The 19,231-nt window shown below is 39.2% G+C and carries 21 protein-coding genes; 15 read left to right on the plus strand and 6 right to left on the minus strand.

Annotation, left to right across the window (positions count from 1 at the left end):
* Nucleotides 1-60: 60 nt before the first annotated feature.
* The 11 genes from yunB (at nucleotide 61) to ilvD (ending at nucleotide 9,417) form a co-directional block, all read left to right on the plus strand.
* Complete coding sequence (gene yunB, locus NSQ41_RS08390) at nucleotides 61-807, plus strand: sporulation protein YunB (protein WP_063389724.1); 747 nt, start codon at nucleotides 61-63, stop codon at nucleotides 805-807.
* Nucleotides 808-907: 100 nt separating this feature from the next.
* The gene (locus tag NSQ41_RS08395) at nucleotides 908-1,114 is read left to right on the plus strand and encodes a DUF1657 domain-containing protein (protein WP_066246606.1); all 207 of its coding nucleotides are present in this window, start codon (nucleotides 908-910) and stop codon (nucleotides 1,112-1,114) included.
* 159 nt (nucleotides 1,115-1,273) lie between these two features.
* A complete protein-coding gene (locus NSQ41_RS08400; RefSeq protein ID WP_063389726.1) occupies nucleotides 1,274-1,720 on the plus strand; it encodes a YhcN/YlaJ family sporulation lipoprotein in 447 nt (148 codons plus the stop codon).
* A 13-nt stretch (nucleotides 1,721-1,733) separates the two neighbouring features.
* On the plus strand, nucleotides 1,734-2,213 hold the full coding sequence (gene spoVAC / locus NSQ41_RS08405; protein WP_063389727.1) for a stage V sporulation protein AC: 480 nt from the start codon (nucleotides 1,734-1,736) through the stop codon (nucleotides 2,211-2,213).
* Between the two features lies 1 nt (nucleotide 2,214).
* The gene (spoVAD, locus tag NSQ41_RS08410) at nucleotides 2,215-3,222 is read left to right on the plus strand and encodes a stage V sporulation protein AD (RefSeq protein WP_063389728.1); all 1,008 of its coding nucleotides are present in this window, start codon (nucleotides 2,215-2,217) and stop codon (nucleotides 3,220-3,222) included.
* A 5-nt stretch (nucleotides 3,223-3,227) separates the two neighbouring features.
* On the plus strand, nucleotides 3,228-3,584 hold the full coding sequence (gene spoVAE, locus NSQ41_RS08415) for a stage V sporulation protein AE (protein WP_063389729.1): 357 nt from the start codon (nucleotides 3,228-3,230) through the stop codon (nucleotides 3,582-3,584).
* A gap of 5 nt (nucleotides 3,585-3,589) precedes the next feature.
* The gene (locus tag NSQ41_RS08420) at nucleotides 3,590-3,796 is read left to right on the plus strand and encodes a DUF1657 domain-containing protein (RefSeq protein ID WP_063389730.1); all 207 of its coding nucleotides are present in this window, start codon (nucleotides 3,590-3,592) and stop codon (nucleotides 3,794-3,796) included.
* A gap of 14 nt (nucleotides 3,797-3,810) precedes the next feature.
* Nucleotides 3,811-4,671, plus strand: coding sequence for a DUF421 domain-containing protein (locus tag NSQ41_RS08425; RefSeq protein WP_063389731.1), 861 nt, complete (start codon nucleotides 3,811-3,813; stop codon nucleotides 4,669-4,671).
* A 76-nt stretch (nucleotides 4,672-4,747) separates the two neighbouring features.
* Nucleotides 4,748-5,599 (plus strand): NAD(P)/FAD-dependent oxidoreductase, encoded by an 852-nt coding sequence (locus NSQ41_RS08430; RefSeq protein ID WP_242009279.1) that lies wholly within the window; start codon nucleotides 4,748-4,750, stop codon nucleotides 5,597-5,599.
* 1,199 nt (nucleotides 5,600-6,798) lie between these two features.
* Nucleotides 6,799-7,578: a TIGR00266 family protein gene (locus NSQ41_RS08435; RefSeq protein WP_063389744.1), complete on the plus strand. Its 780-nt coding sequence runs from the start codon at nucleotides 6,799-6,801 to the stop codon at nucleotides 7,576-7,578.
* A 162-nt stretch (nucleotides 7,579-7,740) separates the two neighbouring features.
* On the plus strand, nucleotides 7,741-9,417 hold the full coding sequence (gene ilvD / locus NSQ41_RS08440) for a dihydroxy-acid dehydratase (protein WP_063389594.1): 1,677 nt from the start codon (nucleotides 7,741-7,743) through the stop codon (nucleotides 9,415-9,417).
* Between the two features lie 480 nt (nucleotides 9,418-9,897).
* Here ilvD and NSQ41_RS08445 read toward each other — a convergent pair whose 3' ends face one another.
* The 4 genes from NSQ41_RS08445 to NSQ41_RS08460 form a co-directional block, all read right to left on the minus strand.
* A complete protein-coding gene (locus NSQ41_RS08445; protein WP_094245693.1) occupies nucleotides 9,898-11,436 on the minus strand; it encodes a cation acetate symporter in 1,539 nt (512 codons plus the stop codon).
* A gap of 15 nt (nucleotides 11,437-11,451) precedes the next feature.
* Nucleotides 11,452-11,784 (minus strand): DUF485 domain-containing protein, encoded by a 333-nt coding sequence (locus tag NSQ41_RS08450; RefSeq protein ID WP_063389591.1) that lies wholly within the window; start codon nucleotides 11,782-11,784, stop codon nucleotides 11,452-11,454.
* Nucleotides 11,785-12,060: 276 nt separating this feature from the next.
* On the minus strand, nucleotides 12,061-12,537 hold the full coding sequence (gene msrA, locus NSQ41_RS08455; protein ID WP_339211606.1) for a peptide-methionine (S)-S-oxide reductase MsrA: 477 nt from the start codon (nucleotides 12,535-12,537) through the stop codon (nucleotides 12,061-12,063).
* A 105-nt stretch (nucleotides 12,538-12,642) separates the two neighbouring features.
* A complete protein-coding gene (locus NSQ41_RS08460) occupies nucleotides 12,643-12,963 on the minus strand; it encodes a hypothetical protein (protein ID WP_327873942.1) in 321 nt (106 codons plus the stop codon).
* Between the two features lie 552 nt (nucleotides 12,964-13,515).
* On the opposite strand from NSQ41_RS08460, the gene NSQ41_RS08465 reads away from it, so the two are divergent.
* The gene (locus tag NSQ41_RS08465) at nucleotides 13,516-14,250 is read left to right on the plus strand and encodes a glucose 1-dehydrogenase (protein WP_066246619.1); all 735 of its coding nucleotides are present in this window, start codon (nucleotides 13,516-13,518) and stop codon (nucleotides 14,248-14,250) included.
* Nucleotides 14,251-14,397: 147 nt separating this feature from the next.
* Entirely contained in the window at nucleotides 14,398-15,738 is a 1,341-nt protein-coding gene (locus NSQ41_RS08470) for an MATE family efflux transporter (protein ID WP_063389603.1), read from the plus strand.
* 21 nt (nucleotides 15,739-15,759) lie between these two features.
* Here the strand turns inward: NSQ41_RS08470 and NSQ41_RS08475 are convergent, their stop codons facing one another.
* Complete coding sequence (locus NSQ41_RS08475) at nucleotides 15,760-16,392, minus strand: CoA pyrophosphatase (protein WP_063389588.1); 633 nt, start codon at nucleotides 16,390-16,392, stop codon at nucleotides 15,760-15,762.
* A 151-nt stretch (nucleotides 16,393-16,543) separates the two neighbouring features.
* Between NSQ41_RS08475 and NSQ41_RS08480 the strand changes: the two genes are divergently transcribed.
* Together NSQ41_RS08480 and NSQ41_RS08485 are read left to right on the plus strand one after the other, a co-directional pair.
* Entirely contained in the window at nucleotides 16,544-16,687 is a 144-nt protein-coding gene (locus NSQ41_RS08480; protein WP_158640157.1) for a hypothetical protein, read from the plus strand.
* A 317-nt stretch (nucleotides 16,688-17,004) separates the two neighbouring features.
* Nucleotides 17,005-18,195, plus strand: coding sequence for an MFS transporter (locus NSQ41_RS08485; RefSeq protein WP_063389587.1), 1,191 nt, complete (start codon nucleotides 17,005-17,007; stop codon nucleotides 18,193-18,195).
* A 36-nt stretch (nucleotides 18,196-18,231) separates the two neighbouring features.
* On the opposite strand, the gene NSQ41_RS08490 is transcribed toward NSQ41_RS08485, so the two are convergent.
* On the minus strand, nucleotides 18,232-19,089 hold the full coding sequence (locus NSQ41_RS08490; RefSeq protein ID WP_063389586.1) for a TetR/AcrR family transcriptional regulator: 858 nt from the start codon (nucleotides 19,087-19,089) through the stop codon (nucleotides 18,232-18,234).
* Between the last annotated feature and the right edge of the window lie 142 nt (nucleotides 19,090-19,231).

Consider the following 19,231-nt stretch of genomic DNA (forward strand, 5'->3'; position numbering starts at 1 on the left):
TTTTAGCTTCTAATCAGCTTTCTTTTCTACATATATTGGTACAAAGGGAGGGAAATTCTTTTGTACCGAAAATTCAGAAGACGACGAAGACGCGGCCCTCTGCCGGCTAAATATGTTTTTTTAATTACATTTGTCATTTTCAATGTTTTGACAGCATACAGCTTATGGCTGATCAATGCCATTATTGAACCGACATTGGTCAGAATAGCGGAAACAAAGACGAGGCAAATTGCCGAACATGCAATTCATGATGCTGTTTCGAAAAAAATAGCAGAAAAACTTGATATGAAGGAATTGATCATTATTCATGAAAAGAAATCAGACGAAACGGCGACTTACAGCTTTAATTCCCAAATTTATAACCGTCTTATTTCAGATGCGACCGTTTATATTCAGCAATATTTGGATGGGAATGTGGAGGTTGAATCGGAAGACGGCATCCCCGTCAATCAAAACCCAGATGGAAAAGGCCTGGTTTATCATATTCCACTCGGATTAATAACAAACAATGCGCTCATCTCCCATTTAGGTCCTGAAGTTCCCGTACGCTTTGAACTTATTGGTTCAGTTAATTCAGAAATTAGCACAAAATATAAGGAAATTGGCATTAATAACGCTTATTTAGAAATTTATATGGACATTTTAGTTAAAATTAACGTCATTATTCCTTCGATTTCAAAAGATATGGAAATAGAAAATTCAGTGAAAATTGGTGATTTATTTATTGAAGGAAAAGTTCCGCAGTTTTACAACAGCGGCGGGACTGGTTCGGCACCTGCTGTCATTATGCCTGAAAAATCAAAATAATAATACGGAATAAAATGGATATAAGGGAAGAACATCCCTTTTTTACTTTTGGGCATTTAGGAAATATTAAACTTGTAACAACAAAAAGGAGGAATTGACATTGACAGTTTCAACTCAAGTTCAACAAACATTAGCAGGATTAAAAAGTGCTCAAGCAAGCTTTGAAACGTTTGCACTGCAAACGGAAAACAAGCAAGCAAAACAGATTTATCAACAGGCTGCGCAGCAAACACAGTCAATTGTTGATTTAATTAATACCCGCTTGCAGCAAATCCAGAATGAAGAGCCTCAATATAAACAACAGTAAGGGGCTGTCCAGAAAGTCAAATCCCCATTGAAAACAAAAAATCATAAACACCGATATATCAACGTTTCTAAAACATTAATGGGGACGTCAATAAGCCGTAAAAACGACTTATTAGACACCCCCTTTCAACACATCACAAATAAGAGTGAGCTGGTCAGGATGAAACATTTTATATTCTTTTTCACTTTCCTTTTTGTTTTCTCAGCATGCCAACAGAACGATATGGTCGATCCGACTTTAGAACAACCGACAAAAATCAATTATTCGACGAAGAACGCTCCTTTTAATCAAAAGGTCGCGAAAAAGGCGGAGGAAATAGCGGAAAGCTATGATGGAGTTCCCAAAGCCATAAGCGTCAATACAGACCGCAAGCTATTGCTTGCTTTTCAATTAGATCATATGAAACGGTTTCAATTAAAACAAAAGGAAAAAACAATTGAAAAAAAATTAAAAAAATCTTTCCGAGATTATGATGTCACCGTTTCAAGCGACATGAAAATTTATTGGGAAACAGAAAAATTAATTAACAAACTGGAAAATCTGGACAAGCGTGAAATGAACAAGAAAGTGGAAAACATTATTCAATTAAGCAGAGAAGAAACATAAGAAGGTGTTTTCGATGGCGAATGAGCAAAGAAAACTTCAAACGAAAATCATGCAGGAATACTATCAATTGGAGAAAAAAAATGAAACGAAAAGACCTGTTGTCCAAAACTGTTTACGAGCCTTTTTAGTCGGTGGAATTATTTGCTCCATCGGACAAGCGATACAGTTTTTTTACATGTACTTTTTTCATTTTACTCAACAAACCGCTGGAAATCCGACTGTTGCCACGATGATTTTTTTATCTATGCTTTTGACCGGATTTGGTGTTTACGACCGGATTGCTCAATTTGGCGGTGCCGGAAGCGCTGTACCAGTCACAGGGTTCGGAAATGCTGTTATTTCTGCAGCGATTGAGCACCGAACAGAAGGATTTGTCCTCGGTGTAGGCGGGAACATGTTTAAATTGGCCGGATCTGTTATTTTATTTGGAACATTTTCTGCATTTGTAGTTGCTTTAATCAAAACGATTTTAATTAAATGGGGTGGTTTTTGAAATGCTGAAAGGACATCGCACTTGGGTATTTCATAATCAACCCGTGATCATTTCAACCGCTACCGTTGGCGGGCCGTTTGAAGCAAATGGCAGACTAGCCGACGATTTTGATCTTCTTCACGAAGATTTGTGGTTGGGTGAGGACTCTTATGAAAAAGCTCATAAAGTGCTTTTTGAAGAAGCGTTTTACAAAGCAATAGAAAAAGGAAACATTGAAAAAGAACAGGTGGAATTTATTATTTCCGGAGATTTAGTGAATCAAATCACCCCGTCCAGCTTTGCAGCAAGAACGTTCGGCGTTCCTTATCTCGGCATTTTCGGCGCTTGTTCTACGTCGATGGAAGGGCTGGCATTAAGCGCATTTATCGTCAATTACGGCGGAGCAAAATATTTACTGACTGGTGCGGCCAGCCATAATACGGCAATCGAAAAACAATTTCGCTATCCGACCGAGTACGGTGGGCAAAAGCCACCGACTGCACAGTGGACAGTCACGGGTGCAGGAGCTGCTTTGTTAAGCAATGAAGGGAAAGGACCTGCCGTGACCTCGGCAACGATTGGCAGAGTGGTCGATTTAGGCATGTCTGATCCGTTTAATATGGGCGGTGCGATGGCGCCGGCAGCAGTTGATACGATAGAAGCGCATTTCCGCGATTTAAATATTGATGCGGACTACTATGATTTAATTGTAACAGGCGACTTAGGAAAAATCGGACGCAACGTCGCTCTTGAATTATTTGAAAAAAATGGAGTTCAAATGGATGAGGAAAAATTTCAGGATTGCGGTTTAATGATTTATCGGGAAGGACAACCAGTTTTATCCGGTGCAAGCGGGGCGGGCTGCTCGGCAATTGTCGTATACGGCCATTTATTAAATCGGATGAAAAAAGGCGAGCTGAAGCGAATTCTCGCTGTCGCAACTGGGGCGCTGCTTTCTCCGCTAACGTTCCAGCAAAATGAAACCATTCCGTGCATTGCACACGCTGTGTCCATTGAATTCAGGGGGTGAAACATTTGGTTGCGTCATTTTTTTGGGCGTTTGTCATAGGCGGATTAATTTGTGTAATTGGACAGATCATGTTTGATGTGTTTCATTTAACACCTGCTCATACATTAAGTACGTTTGTCGTGATTGGAGCCATCTTGGACGGTTTCGGGCTTTATGAACCATTTATCGATTTTGCGGGTGCAGGTGCAACCATTCCGATTACAAGCTTCGGAAATTCTCTCGTTCATGGAGCGTTGCAAGAAGCAGAAAAACATGGATTGATCGGCGTTTTAACAGGTATGTTTGAAGTGACTAGCTCCGGTATTTCAGCAGCTATTATTTTTGGTTTTATCGGAGCGCTTTTATTTAAACCAAAGGGGTGATTGGATTGACAGTAGCATCACAGGTCAAGCAAACGCTGGCCAGTTTAAAAAGCATTCATGCGGGATTGCAAAACTTGGCCATTACGTCAACTGATGAAGAAACGAAACGAGTTTTTCACGAAAACATGTTAATATCTGAAGAAATTATCAATGATGTAAAGTCTCGAATTGGAGAGCTGGAGTTTGAGGAACCTGAGTATAAAGGCTTTTGAAAAGAGGGATGAACATGCCAGAGTGGGTTGAAGTCATTATTCGTTCACTTGCCATAATAGCTGGATTATTTTTCATTTCCAAACTATTGGGAAAAAAACAGCTTTCCAAGCTTTCCTTTTTTGAATACGTCGTCGGCATTACCATTGGTGACATCGCCGGGACACTGTCAATGGATACGAATTTAAATTTAACAAACGGTATTATCAGCATTGCCATATGGGTGATGATTCCGGTTATTATTTCATTCATTTCCATGAAAAGTCCGTCGTTTCAGCAATTTATTGAAGGAAAACCGACCGTTTTTATTAAAAACGGAAAAATCATGGAGGAAAATTTAAAGAAAGAAAAATATCCTTTGGCCGCTTTGTTGGAACAATTGAGGAAAAATAATGTCCATCATGCCAGTGATGTGGAATTTGCTATTTTGGAAACTACTGGTGAACTGAGTATTTTGCTAAAAAAAGAAAAACAGCCTATAACGGTAGGAGATATCAAAACGAACGTTGCCCCTGTTAAAGAACCGCAAACCGTCATAATGGACGGAAAAATTATGGACGAAGCTCTTTCAACGACCGGTTTGAATCGAAGATGGCTGAAAGAAAAACTCGATCAATTAGGAGTCGCCGTCGAGAATGTTTTTTTAGCCCAAGTCGATTCATATGGACAACTCACTGTTGATTTATATGATGATAAAGTAAAAGTGCCTGAACCTGTTGAAAAACAGCTTCTACTTTCATCCCTTAAAAAAGTGGAGGCAGATTTTGAATTATACGCTCTGCAAACTGAAAATACGGAAGCAAAAAACATGTATGTAAGAAATAGAAAAAAAATAGCTGAAATGATCAAAACATTAACGCCTTTTTTGCAAGGTTGACTGAAAGGGTGGAAAAGTGAAAACATACGATTGCATCATTGTTGGCGGCGGGATCGCCGGTTTATCTGCGGCCATTATGCTTGGAAGGTATAAACATAATGTTTTAGTCATCGACAAGATGAACGGAAGATCGACGCTATGCAGAAGCTATCATAATTTGTTAGGGTGGCCTGACGGGGTAAGCGGACAGACACTGCGTACTCTTGGAAGAGAACATGCAGAAAAATACGGAGTAAAATTTTTGAAAAAGCTGGCAGCAAAAGTCGAAAAGCAAGGAAAAGATTTCCTTATCGAAACGGACGATCGCAGCATATACAAAACAAAAAAATTGCTGATTGCAACAGGGGTTACCGACCGCATACCAGAAGTGCTGTCAGAAATAAAGCATTGTTTAGGCATTTCGGTATATGTTTGCCCTGATTGCGATGGATATGAAGTAGATGGGAAATCGGTCATTGTAATGGGGGCAGGAAAAGCAGGAGCGAAGCTGGCTCTCTCACTAACGTACTGGACGAAAGACATTCAGTACGTGAATCATGATGGAGAAGAAATTAATGCTGCATTAAAAAATGAACTTTCTAATAAAAATATCGAATACATAAAAGAACGGTTAACGAAAGTGATGAGAGACGGTGAATGGTTTAAGGGAGTTGAATTGGAAAGCGGAAGACGCCTTTTCGCGGATAGAGGCTTCCTCGGATTTGGCGGCAATCGCGTTCATTCAGATCTTGCCGCTCAGCTCGGCGCCGAGCGATTAGAAAATAAGCATCTAGTCATCCATGCACGGACGAAAGAAACGAGCGTCCAAAATGTTTGGGCAGCCGGAGACGTTGCGGCTCACTCGGAACAAGCTGCAATCGCAATGGGGGATGGAATCCAAGCAGCGATTTGGATTCATAAACGGCTTTTAGAGGAACAACGGACTTGATGTTGATTGATAGATCTGAAAATTCCGAGCTGTTCAGGGCTCCATTATTTTGCCGATTTTACGACCGTAAAAGTTATCGACAAAGAATGACGAGCAATTTAGGAGCGAATGCTCGGATTTGTCTTGAATTAGTATTGGAAAAAGTTGACTGAACATAAAGCTAGGAGGGGGAGGACATCAATTGTTTTGAGCGCTGGAAGTTTCGATGCCCTCCTTTGTGTTGACATGAAGATATTTATGATTACAGCCTTTCACGGCTACAGAGAAAGTAAATGTGATCAAATAAGTGAGAATCCGAAAATGGAAGTTCTGCACATGATAGGGATTGAGCATTTGTTTTTGGCGAAAAAGCTCTCTTCAATCTTTAATTTTTTTAAGATGAAGGCTCAGATGTTTTCAACTAAAGCCCCGAATTGTTGAAGTGTATGTTTCACATACTATTCTCCAGCTTTACATAGGAATTTTTATCAAAGACAAGAAATCATTCTATATTATTTGCACGATAAGATTCATTTGCAGCTGCTTTCCTTTGTTGAAGTAAAAATAAAAATACACCTAATAAAAGGTATTATCTATAATTTCTCAAATTGCTTCTGCGAAATTATTTCAGCAGCGATCCAGAACGAATATTCCATATCCAGTGATGTTAGTTTATTCGAAAATCTATTACTCAGATAATTTCATCAATTAACTTTTTATATTATCTTTATAAACTGGTCAGCCCTGTATTAACTGTTCGAGCTGTACCAATACCTCATTAGTTTTTTCGGATTTAGAGGCTGATTTTCTCGCTCCTAAATCGATTAAATTCGATCAAATTCTGTTTTGCTTTTTTAAAGGATAAATTCTAAATAAACAGGATTTTTGATCAAACTTTCAATTTTATATAAGACGATTATTTATCAAACTTTATTTTACATCTGCATTTTGCAAATGAAGTAGATATATCGTTTAACTGAGCAGCCGTTAATCCTTTGGCTTTTTTGCTGCAAGCAATTCTTTTTCCTTGCCTAGGACAAAACATTCATATTGCACCGAAGCCCGATTGAAAAAAGAAATCGAACGGATTGCTCAAAGTGGTATTATGCACTGGTTCTATGGTCATAGAGATTCTTAAAAAAATTATGGCAATATGGATGAAAAAGAGCTATGATGAGTATATTACATATTCAAAAAATTACAATTATTGGGGTGAAACTATGGTCGCTCATGAAATTGAATACAAACTTCATGGAGACGATATGCAATTTGTCGAAATTGAACTTGATCCTGGCGAAAGCGCCATAGCAGAAGCCGGCGCCATGATGATGATGGACGATGGTATTGAAATGGAAACAGTTTTTGGTGACGGAAGTAATCAATCAAAAGGTTTATTAGGTAAACTTGTTGGCGCAGGGAAGCGTTTGATTACTGGAGAAAGCTTATTTATGACAGTGTTTACAAATCATCAGATGGAAAAAAAACATGTTTCCTTTGCCGCTCCGTATCCCGGAAAAATTATTCCGCTTGATTTAAAGGAATTCGGCGGGAAGGTCATTTGTCAAAAGGATTCATTTCTTTGCGCTGCAAAAGGGGTTTCCGTCGGAGTTGAATTTCAACGGAAATTAGGGACAGGATTTTTCGGCGGTGAAGGGTTTATTATGCAGAAGCTTGAGGGAGATGGATTAGCTTTTCTTCATGCAGGCGGAACGATTATCCAGAAGGATTTGCTCCCAGGAGAAAAACTTAAAATTGATACAGGCTGTTTAGTAGCAATGACAAAAGATGTTGATTACAATATCGAATTTGTCGGCAAAGTGAAAACGGCATTCTTTGGCGGCGAAGGTCTGTTTTTCGCAACCGTACGTGGACCGGGTTCTGTTTGGGTGCAATCATTGCCCTTCAGCCGTTTAGCTGACAGAGTTTTGGCCGCGCAAAGTGGAGGCAAAGATGAAGGCAGCATTTTAGGCGGAATTGGGGATTTATTTGATGGAGATTGATTATTTGCAATGACAAGAGGAAGCGGCTCATACGATTCCTCTTTTTTTAATGAAAAAGGCCATAATAAAAACCTTTGTGAAAAAAATAAAATAGTAGTATAATATTTAAATATTAAAATTAATTGAAAATTAAAAAAGGAATTAAAAGCGGGGGGATTTATTTTGGCGCAATTACGCAGCAACATGATCAAGAAAGGGTTTGACCGTGCACCGCATCGAAGCTTGTTGCGCGCAGCTGGTGTAAAAGAAGAAGATTTTGATAAACCGTTTATTGCGGTTGTTAATTCATATGTGGACATTATTCCAGGCCATGTTCACTTACAAGAATTTGGAAAGCTTGTAAAAGAAGCGATTCGCGAAGCTGGAGGCGTGCCATTTGAATTTAATACGATCGGTGTCGATGACGGAATTGCAATGGGGCATATCGGCATGCGCTATTCACTGCCAAGCCGAGAAATTATTGCTGATTCTGTTGAAACAGTCGTCAATGCACACTGGTTTGACGGCATGGTCTGCATTCCGAACTGCGACAAAATTACGCCTGGTATGTTGATGGCAGCTATGAGGATTAACATTCCGACGATTTTTGTCAGCGGAGGACCGATGGCTGCCGGAAGAACAAGCGACGGCCGGAAAATTTCCCTATCTTCAGTTTTTGAAGGAGTAGGAGCTTATCAATCAGGAAAAATAGATGAAAACGGATTAAAAGAACTTGAAATGTACGGCTGTCCGACTTGCGGATCTTGTTCAGGCATGTTTACAGCAAACTCAATGAACTGTTTGTCTGAAGCATTAGGTTTGGCCCTACCAGGGAACGGAACGATTTTAGCTGTTTCGCCTGAACGGAAAGAACTTGTCAAACAAACGGCAAAACAATTAATGAAATTGATCGAAATGGATTTAAAACCTCGTGATATTGTGACGGAAAAAGCAATTGATAACGCATTTGCTTTAGATATGGCGTTAGGTGGTTCGACCAACACGGTCTTGCATACTTTAGCCCTTGCCAATGAAGCAGGCGTTGATTATCCGCTTGAACGGATCAATGAAGTGGCGGAAAGAGTGCCTCATTTAGCAAAGCTTGCACCGGCATCTGATGTTCATATTGAAGATTTACATGCAGCTGGGGGAGTTTCCGCCGTATTAAATGAGTTGACGAAAAAAGAAGGAACTCTTCATTTAGACTGCATGACGGTAACAGGAAAAACGCTCGGTGAAAATATTGCCGGATGCGAAGTAAAAGATTACAACGTTATTCGCCCAATTGATAATCCGTTTTCTGAAAAAGGCGGACTTGCCGTATTATTTGGAAGCCTAGCTCCAGATGGCGCTATCATTAAAACAGGCGGCGTTCAAGGAGGAATCACTCATTTTGACGGCCCTGCCGTAATTTTTGATTCTCAAGAGGAAGCGCTTGAAGGAATTGCGAAAGGAAAAGTAAAAGAAGGGGATGTTGTCATCATTCGTTACGAAGGTCCTAAAGGAGGCCCGGGAATGCCTGAAATGCTTGCGCCGACATCACAAATTGTTGGGATGGGTCTTGGACCGAAAGTTGCTCTCATCACGGATGGACGTTTCTCCGGTGCATCCCGCGGTTTATCGATTGGTCACGTATCACCTGAAGCTGCGGAAGGCGGACCGATTGCCTTTGTAAAAGAAGGAGACCGTATTGTGATCGATATTGAAAAACGGACGATTGATGTGCATGTTAAAGAAGAGGAATGGAACAAACGAAAAGCGGAATGGAAAGGCTTTGAACCAAAAGTGAAAACCGGTTACTTAGCTCGCTATTCCAAACTGGTTACATCTGCTAGCACAGGCGGCATTATGAAAATTTGACGTCACTAACTGCCCCCTTTTTCAAAAAATTAAAAATTGGACAGATTTTCCTATATTATTCATAGCAGCACATATTTCTAGAAAGACGCGACTGCCGCGTCTTTCTAGCATTTTTCAGATGATCTCACTTGATTTGGCGAATTTTTCTGATCCAATACTGCTGGAAAGATGAGGGGAAGCAACATACAGAAAGTGTGAAACAAAGATCTGCTCATCTCGTTTTGACGCATATAAAACAGAGAAAGGATTCAGAAGAAGCACGAGAACGGATTGTTTTTTTCATTATGAAATTATGAAAGCCCATTTTTTAATGATTTCAAATGGGCTTTTTCATGTTTTAAAGTTGAAGGGGGCTGTCCAGAAAGTCAAATCGCCATTGAAAACAACACCGATATATCAACGTTTCTAAAACATTAATGGGGGCGTCAATAAGCCGTAAAAACGACTTATCAGACACCCCCTTCATCTATTTTCAAGCGCTTACATTTCGGCTTCTTTATATCCAGTATTGGCTTTAAACGTCACTTCAGCATATTTTTTCTCATCCCGCTTGGCGGAAACAAGCGTACCAATCAAACCACCGATAAAACCTGCTGGTACTGATATGAGCGCTGGGTTTGTCAGCGGGAAAATAGGATCGCCGACAAAAAAGGCTTTTCCAGCTTCAGGATGAATGACATTTGGGCTGATTGACACTAATACAATCGCTGTAATTAAACCAGCCAGCATGGCAGTGACCGCTCCGGCAGTGTTAAATTTTTTCCAATAAATCGTATAAACAATGACGGGCAAATTAGCGCTTGCCGCTACACAAAACGCAAGAGACACAAGAAATGCAACATTTAATGATTGAGCGCCAAGGGCTAGCAGGATTGAAAATGCGGCAACGCCTACAGAAGCCCATCTTGCAGCTAACACTTGCTGTCTTTCCGTAGCTTTTCCTTTTTTAATGATCTGTCCATAAATGTCGTGCGCGAATGCGGACGCACCAGACAAAACTAAACCTGCAACAACAGCTAATATTGTTGCAAAAGCTACTGCAGAAACAAAGGACATTAAGAAATCTCCTCCAAGTGCTTTCGCAAGCAGCGGCGCCGCCATATTTCCAGCAGGATTTTCGGCTATAATCGTTTCTGAACCGACAAATTTGGCTGCACCGAATCCTAAGAAGATTGTCATGACATAAAAGATTCCGACAACCCAAGTTGCATTAACTACTGACGCACGTGCAGTTTGTGCATCTTTAACGGTAAAAAAGCGCATTAATATGTGAGGAAGCCCTGCCGTTCCCAACACTAAGGCAAGCATCATTGAAAGTAAATCGAGCGGATTTTTAAATACAATTCCTGAATGTAAATAGTTTTCGCCGTGTGGAGTCGCTTGTGACATCTCGTTAAACATGCCAACGATATTAAAGTTAAATTTCAATAAAACAAGGAATGAAATAATGACCGTTCCTGCCATAAGCAATACAGCCTTTATGATTTGCACCCAGCTAGTTGCTGTCATTCCACCAAATAATACGTAAATGGTCATCATGACTCCAACGATCAATACGGCGATCCAATACTCAATCCCCAATAACAATTTAATGAGTGCACCTGCACCAACAAGCTGTGCGATCATATAAAATATAACAATTGTGATGGAACTAAGAGCAGCTGTTGCACGGACTTTTCTTTCACTGAATCTTGAGTTGATCATATCTGCGAGTGTATATTTTCCTAAATTTCTGAGAGGCTCTGCAACGATGAATAAAACGAAGAGATATGCGGTTAAATAGCCGATGCTGTAGTAGAAACCATCAAATCCATTCAATGCGATGGCGCCTGCGATACCAAGAAATGATGCGGCTGATAAATAGTCTCCAGCTATCGCAAGTCCATTTTGCCACCCAGTCAAGCCTCCGCCGGCTGTGTAAAATTCGTTTGCGGTTTTTGTTCTTTTTGCAGCCCAATACGTGATATATAACGTGACTAAAAGGATGATTAAAAACAGAATAAATGCTGGTACACTCATGAAAGTGCAGCCCCCTTATTTTATATTTTCTTCAATAATTTCTTCCGCCAATTGGTCAAATGTTTCCGCTTTTTTTACATACATCGTAGCGAATACCCAAACCATGACAAAAAGACCAAGCGAATAGAGCCATGTCCATGTAATCCATCCGATTGCTTTATGCTCCAAGATGGATGTATAACCCGTGAGAATCGGCAATAAAAAGTAAGTGATGAGAAAAACGATTATAATGGGTACAATAAAATTCCGCTTTTTTTGAATCAACTGTTGAAATTTGCTCGTTGCAACAATTTTCTCATAATCGAGAATGCGCTCCCCCTGTTCTTTTTCCTTTCCGAATGTTTCCATTGTACCATCCCCTTTCTTTGGTAATATTCGTAATTTTTTGTCAATTACAATAATAAGTTATGCTAAAAAAATAGTCAATCATTTTTGTAAAACGTTTTCAAAATTTTGTTTGTAACATTTTGGAAGTGAGAGGCTGCATTGACACACAAAATGGAATCGTTTACACAAATGCGTTTGGATGTCCGGAAATCAGGAAGCTGAATGAATGCATAATCAGTGATGGCCATTCAAAAAAACAGTAAAATCTATTGTAAGATTTTACTGTTTCGATCATTTTTATTTCCAATGCTTTTGCAAAAATTCATCCCGTCCGGAAATTTCCCGATCTTTTTTGTATGCTTCTGGATTTTTTTGATAAAAATTTTGGTGATATTCTTCTGCTGGGTAAAATGGCGCAGCCGGTAAAATTTTGGTTACGATCGGTTTATTGAATTTTCCGCTTTTGGCTAAGGCGAGTTTAGATTGTTCTGCCAGCGTTTTTTGCTCATTTGAATGATAGAAAATGGCCGTCCTGTACTGACTGCCTCTGTCGTGGAATTGTCCGCCGTCATCGGTCGGATCGATTTGCTGCCAATAAATTTCAAGGAGCTTCTCATATGGGAACACCGATGGGTCAAATTCGATTTGTACCGCTTCATAATGCCCAGTTGTCCCTGTTTTGACCTGTTCATAAGTAGGATTTTCAACATGTCCGCCCGTATAACCAGAAATGACTTTCTCAATGCCGTCCCACTGGTCAAAAGGTTTTACCATGCACCAAAAACAGCCTCCGGCGAATGTTGCTTTCTCTAGCTTCTTCTCCAATTTCTTCACTCCTGGTCCAGTTAGAATGAGTTAAAGTTTAATAATATCATAAAGTTAATGGCAAATCCCGAGATTAAACTGTAAAATTTTAAATTGCCCAGCGATAATAGCTATCCATAAAATGGAGGCTATAGAATAGATCGCGGTTCGTTTTCTAAAATTTTTATATTTCAAGATAAAAAATGCTGCTACTGATACGATGGAAAAGAAAACAGTTAAACCTAACATTCCGACAAATGGAGTAGACCAATAATAATTGTTAAAAATCGGGATGATGATTGTTGGTGTGTAAAACTTTGACAGCGAATAGATGCCAAACATCCATGAGATAATCATGAAAACAAAGATGGAAACAGTTGTCAATTTAATTGCCAAAGGTATCTCCTTTCTGACTTTTATTCCGATCTGTTTAATTGTATTTTATGTATGCTGCACGTTGTTGTCAATTGATTAAGTTTATAAATGATATAATAAATGAGTGAGCTATCTAAAAGCGACTAAATAGAAGAAATGTAAAAATCTGCAGCCGAAAAAAGGCAATACAAAAAACTTAATTCGCTTCCGTTTAGGCGAGTAGAGTTGATCTTTTTATATCAGGCTGCGTGTCTTCTGAGCTAACAGTCAATCTGTTTCAAGGGGGACTCTTTTTTCGATTTAGAGGAGGGGAAGGTTGCAAGCTTCCAGCTTTGCAGCCAGATTGAACTAGTAGCTCGAACACAAGATGGTGAAACCAACCTTTTAAGCAGCCGAAGCTAAAAGGAGGGAAAAAGCTTGCATAAAAGATCTTTAGACGGTTTCTGCGTTCAACGAAAAAAGTCCATCTTTAAATGAAAATTTTCAATATTGTGGGGCTGCCCCTGTTATTTCCAACGGAAGTAATCGAAAACAAGAGCAGGATTTTAAAAAACGATAAGAGGAGGAATCGACATGGTCTTTGCAGGAAAAACAGTCATTATAACCGGCGGTGCACAAGGGATCGGGAAAGCGATCGTTTCCGCCTATGCAAAAGAAGGAGCAACAGTTGTGATAGCGGATGTGAATGAACAAAAAGGAAAGGAAACAGCTGAGGAATATGGAGCGACGTTTATCAAAACGGATGTCAAAAATCATAAGGACGTCATCAAATTAATAGAAACGGTCAAACATACAACGGGAAGAATCGATATTGTGATTAACAATGCAGGTGTTTCAAGATTTAAATCTCTTTATGAGCTAACGGTTGAGGAATGGGATGACATATTACAAACAAATCTTCGCAGCGTATTTTTATTTGCAAAGGAATCGGCAAAATATATGCGAGAAAATGAAAGGGGAGGTTCGATCATTAATATTGCTTCAACAAGAGCGTTCATGTCTGAAAAAGATTCGGAAGCGTACGCTGCATCTAAAGGCGGCATCGTTGCTTTAACACACGCTTTAGCTATTTCATTGGGGGAAGACAAAATCAGAGTCAATTGTATAAGCCCCGGCTGGATTGAAACGAACAACTATGAACTGCTTACTGAGCGCGATCATCTACAGCATCCTGCAAAGCGAGTCGGAAAACCGGATGATATTGCCAGAGCGTGTTTGTTTTTAACTCATCCCGACAACGATTTTATTACGGGAGAAAATATTATTATTGACGGCGGCATGACGAAAAAAATGATATATGAAGAATAAATCTTGATAAAAGGTAAGGAAGCAAGAGAGCCCCATTCGTTCAAAAAAAGCTCTCAGCAGGACGTGGTCGTAAATCCTTCACCGAGCGGCACTTTGCTTATTCGAAGGCTGCGTCAATGTAAGATGAAAGAAAAAGGTGATTCTTGGATGAAACAGACGGATTACTCAGAAGGAAATATTTTAAAGCAGCTCATCACTTTTTCCTCGCCTATTTTATTAACGAACTTGCTTCAAGTTTCGTATCAAATAATTGACAGTTTATGGGTTGGAAACTTGCTGGGGGCTCGTGCATTAGGGGTGGTGTCTCTCTCTGGAACTGTCATTTTCACAATTCTTTCTTTCATTATCGGGATCAACCAAGCAACATTAACGATTTTGTCCCAATTAAAAGGAAAACGCGATGAACAAGGGTTGAAACGGTATGTGAATGCCTTTGTTGTCACGCTGTTTATATTATCGATTTTGCTTGGAGTTTTTGGATTTATTTTTGCCGAACGGATTTTATTTTTGCTTGGAACACCTGACAGTTTAGTTGCAGATGCATCCTTATACTTGCGAATTAATTTTCTTGGAATTATTTTCTTATTCGGCTACAATTTTGTGGCGACATTGATGCGTGCACTTGGAGAAAGCAAAGCCCCGGTTTATTTTGTTGTTTTGGCTGTTCTTTTAAATGCCGCTTTAGATCCATTATTTATTTCTGGATTTCAATTCGGCATAGCCGGAGCGGCTTATGCAACAGTGATTTCCCAAGGGATCGCCTTTTTATTCGGAATATATTTGGCGATTCATTACAAATTAGTTCCTTTTACATGGCCGCGTATGCCGAAAAAAGAAGAAGTTTCTCTTATTTTAAAAATCGGGGTTCCGTCCGGCATGCAAATGATGGTCATTTCCGCTGGAGTGACGGCGATCATGAGCGTTGTAGCTAGTTTTGGCGAAGACGCGCTGGCCGGATTCGGCGCTGCTCAGAGGCTCGATAATATTATCTTGCTTCCCGCAATGGCCCTCGGAACTGCTGTCAACAGCTTGGCAGGCATAAACATTGGTGCCAATCGATGGGATCGAGTTTATAAAATTGCTCAATATGGATTGATGTATAATTTAGCTATTATGGTTTTGATATCATTGCTAATTCTCTTTTTCGCCCGTTTTGGTGTGGAATTATTTATCCAGGAGGAAGAAGCGGTGCAATTTGGTGTGAATTATTTAAAAATCGTCGCTTTCTTCTATCCGTTTCTTGGCATCAATTTTGTGTTAAACGGTGTTGTTCGTGGATCTGGTGCGATGATGCAAGTCTTAATTTTAAACATCATCTCGTTTTGGGTGCTGCGTTACCCGCTCACATACCTTTTTTCCAATTGGATCGGCGAAGACGGCATCGGTGTCGGAATGGGCGTCAGCTTTGTTATTTCCAGCTTATTCGCCTTTTTATATTTTAGGCTCGGCGGGTGGAGGAAAAAAGAATTGTTTCACGGTACAGCTTAAATAAACAGCCATCCCATAAAACTATTTTAGGGATGGCTCGCTCTTTAGCATATCGATAAAATAGTAGATCATCCGGGCTGTCAGCCCCCAAATCACTTTATCTTTATAATAATAAAAATGTTCTTCTATTTTCGGTGAATTCCATTTATATTTTTTTCCCCCGATGATGCTTTCATAAGGAAAATTTTCTTCAGGTTCTGCCCGAAAATGAACTTCATAAATTTCTGGCTTCGTTTCTAAAAAGAATTGAAATGGAACTGTAAATACTTCGCCGACTTCGTCTTTGTTTGGCTCTAACGAAGCGTCAGGATCGATCATGCCGACAAAAGGATAAACAACCGTTCCGTAGGCAGTCATCACATAATCAAGCGGATATACATGCTGAATCATATCGGCTGAAATACCTAGCTCTTCTGATGTTTCGCGAATAGCTGTATGTTTTGCATCGTGATCGGTCGGCTCAACTTTCCCACCTGGAAAACAAATCTCGCCGGGCTGCCTTTTTAATTTTTTGGCGCGTACTTCAAACAACAAATGAACTTCATCATTTATTCGCATAAACGGAAGCAATACCGCAAATTTTACTAAACGATCCATCCCAATTATCGTCGGATTATGATTTTTAACCTTCTTTATAATATCTTCGATCTCCATACTGTCACCTTCAATCTAACATAATCGATTAATTTCATTATAAATGAAAAACAGAACTGGTTGGCGAATGGCATGCATATTTTCGAATAAACGTAAAAAATTTCGCAACAATAAATAAGAAGATGATGATATATATGAGAGGTGAGCAAGAATGAAGTGGTTTAAAAACAAAAAACGTACACATGAACAAACGGAACTCGAAAGAAGAACGGATGTACATGACTTATATGAACCGTCCCGTGAAGCATATGGTCAAGCCTATAACGTAGAAGATGGGACAAAAAACAAAAAATAAAAATTTTATAGACAAAATGCTGTCTCCTATTCCTTTGTAAATGGCGAAGATCTACAGAATATATAAATGATTTCTGTGGATCTTTTTTAGTTGTTAAGGATTTCTCTGAAAGTAGAAATTTCAAGGAATTGTACCTTTTGCAATAAATGAAACGCTGCAAAGATGGTCTGAAATTGCGATTATAGGATTCATATGCCGGTGGCACAATATTATGTTTCGTTTATAAAACAAAAAACATGACAATTATGTAAAATATGATATAGTTTACATATAACAAAACATATGTAAAGACATCAGAAAGAGGTGAAGTTGACAAGATGAAAGAGATGTCAACAAAAAAGCTATTAGGCATTGCGGGACTCGCATGGCTTTTTGATGCAATGGATGTCGGCATTTTATCTTTTATCATTGCCGCGTTAAAAGAAGATTGGAATTTGACGGCAGAACAAATGAGCTGGATCGGGAGCATCAACTCGATCGGCATGGCTGTAGGGGCATTTTTCTTCGGTCTTTTGTCAGACAAAATTGGCAGAAAAACTGTCTTTATTATCACATTATTGTTATTTTCGATCGGCAGCGGTCTGTCGGCTTTTACAACCACATTAGCGGTATTTTTGCTGTTAAGATTTTTTATCGGCATGGGGCTGGGAGGTGAATTGCCAGTAGCATCAACGCTAGTATCAGAAAGCTCGCCGACAAAGGATCGGGGAAGAATGGTCGTGCTGCTTGAAAGTTTTTGGGCTGCAGGATGGTTGATCGCGGCAATTATATCTTATTTTGTTATTCCTCAATTTGGCTGGCGTCTCGCCCTTATTTTAACAGCTCTTCCGGCTTTTTATGCGATTTATTTGCGCATGAAGCTTCCGGATTCAAAAAAATTCAAATCGATACAAACAAAATCAAATGTATGGAAAAATATCGCAGCTGTCTGGTCAAAAAAATATGTGAAACAAACAGCTGTACTTTGGGTGTTGTGGTTTTCTGTTGTTTTTTCTTATTACGGGATGTTTTTATGGCTTCCAAGCGTTGTGATGATGAAAGGCTACAGTTTAGTGCAAAGCTTTGAGTATGTTCTTATTATGACGATTGCACAGCTTCCGGGATACTTTAGTGCGGCGTGGCTCATTGAACGAATTGGTAGAAAATTTGTTCTTTCTCTTTATTTATTTGGCACTGCACTGAGCGCATTCTTTTTCGGATTTTCCGATACAACGGCTGAGCTTTTAATATCTGGAATCTTTTTATCATTTTTTAACTTAGGGGCTTGGGGAGCGCTTTATGCTTATACACCTGAGCTTTATCCAACAGAAATTCGCGGGACAGGTGCGGGAATGGCCGCATCGTTCGGAAGAATTGGTGGCATTTTCGGGCCTTTATTAGTTGGTTATTTAGCCGCTCTCAAAGTTTCCATGGTAGCCATTTTTTCAATTTTTTGCGCTGCCATTATTATTGGCGCACTAGCTGTTCTGTTGTTTGGACAAGAAACAAAAGCGTTGGAGCTGGAGTAAAAATACAGCCTCTAAAGGAATTAACCCTTTAGAGGCTCATTTAATTTGAAAATAATCAGCTAGTTGATTGGCCAAGTAGCGTAGTTCAGGATATTCATGGAGATTTGACAACATTCCTTTAATGACCGGAGTTCTTGGCTTTTCAGCCGTTATTTCAGCTTCTAACACTTCAATCGTAATGTTTAACTGTCCATCATCGATTATAGAACGGCTCATTTCTTTTATCTCATTTAAAATGTTCAACGGATGGCTGGGGGATTGAGGATGATTGAACATTTTGGTCATGATCTCAGCTGGAATGATGGGGTCATTTTGTTTTGCCAGCATTCCTTTGACTAAATCATCTGCTGTTTGCAAAATGTATTTTGCCAATTTTTCCTCATCAACTCTCACCCTATTTTCAAATATGAGGAACTGAATGAATGAAAAAAAGATTCCTTGAACGATAATGTTTACATCTGCTATATACTTATCAATTGACTTGCCGTAAATGTTTTTCAGATTGTTTGTTAAAAAATGAAAAAAATCGTTTCTTAGGTTTTGTAACAACGAATCAATTTTTTCATTATTTTCTTTTAAATTTTCATGCATCTGCGTAATAAATATTTCTTTATGCGCCAAAAATTCTTTTAATTGAACAGACAATTGTTTAATAAACCGCTCTTTTGGATCTTCGTAATTTGCCCCGATTTGCTCCGTTTTTTTCTTTAACTGACTAAAAAACTGCTCCAATAATTTAATTAACAGCTCGTCTTTTGATTTGAAATAAAAATAAAACGAACCTTTCGGAATGCCACATGCATTGGTAATTTCTTGGATGGAGGTGGAAGAAACGCCTTTTCGAGCAAACAGCTTCATCGCAGCTTCAATGATTAAACGTTCTTTTTCTTTCACATGAACATCCCCTTATTGTCGGAAAAAATTTTATTAGTTTAGTTGACTACTAGTTAACCGGTCAATTATAATGACTATATAGTCAACTCATTATAAGTATGTATAAAAAAAGGAGAATTGTCAAATCTTCATGAAAGGAATG

The sequence above is a fragment of the Aeribacillus sp. FSL K6-8210 genome (assembly GCF_037963925.1).
Taxonomy (GTDB): Bacteria; Bacillota; Bacilli; order Bacillales; family Aeribacillaceae; genus Aeribacillus; species Aeribacillus composti.

Excerpts from the sequence above, each read along its gene's own strand:
- NSQ41_RS08475 (WP_063389588.1), bottom strand. The coding sequence starts at position 16,392 with ATGGAGATCGAAGATATTATAAAGAAGGTTAAAAATCATAATCCGACG.
- NSQ41_RS08425 (WP_063389731.1), top strand. The coding sequence starts at position 3,811 with ATGCCAGAGTGGGTTGAAGTCATTATTCGTTCACTTGCCATAATAGCT.
- NSQ41_RS08445 (WP_094245693.1), bottom strand. The coding sequence starts at position 11,436 with ATGAGTGTACCAGCATTTATTCTGTTTTTAATCATCCTTTTAGTCACG.
- NSQ41_RS08470 (WP_063389603.1), top strand. The coding sequence starts at position 14,398 with ATGAAACAGACGGATTACTCAGAAGGAAATATTTTAAAGCAGCTCATC.
- NSQ41_RS08450 (WP_063389591.1), bottom strand. The coding sequence starts at position 11,784 with ATGGAAACATTCGGAAAGGAAAAAGAACAGGGGGAGCGCATTCTCGAT.
- NSQ41_RS08435 (WP_063389744.1), top strand. The coding sequence starts at position 6,799 with ATGGTCGCTCATGAAATTGAATACAAACTTCATGGAGACGATATGCAA.
- NSQ41_RS08480 (WP_158640157.1), top strand. The coding sequence starts at position 16,544 with ATGAAGTGGTTTAAAAACAAAAAACGTACACATGAACAAACGGAACTC.
- spoVAC (WP_063389727.1), top strand. The coding sequence starts at position 1,734 with ATGGCGAATGAGCAAAGAAAACTTCAAACGAAAATCATGCAGGAATAC.
- msrA (WP_339211606.1), bottom strand. The coding sequence starts at position 12,537 with ATGGTAAAACCTTTTGACCAGTGGGACGGCATTGAGAAAGTCATTTCT.
- NSQ41_RS08485 (WP_063389587.1), top strand. The coding sequence starts at position 17,005 with ATGAAAGAGATGTCAACAAAAAAGCTATTAGGCATTGCGGGACTCGCA.
- NSQ41_RS08400 (WP_063389726.1), top strand. The coding sequence starts at position 1,274 with ATGAAACATTTTATATTCTTTTTCACTTTCCTTTTTGTTTTCTCAGCA.
- NSQ41_RS08465 (WP_066246619.1), top strand. The coding sequence starts at position 13,516 with ATGGTCTTTGCAGGAAAAACAGTCATTATAACCGGCGGTGCACAAGGG.
- spoVAD (WP_063389728.1), top strand. The coding sequence starts at position 2,215 with ATGCTGAAAGGACATCGCACTTGGGTATTTCATAATCAACCCGTGATC.
- NSQ41_RS08430 (WP_242009279.1), top strand. The coding sequence starts at position 4,748 with ATGCTTGGAAGGTATAAACATAATGTTTTAGTCATCGACAAGATGAAC.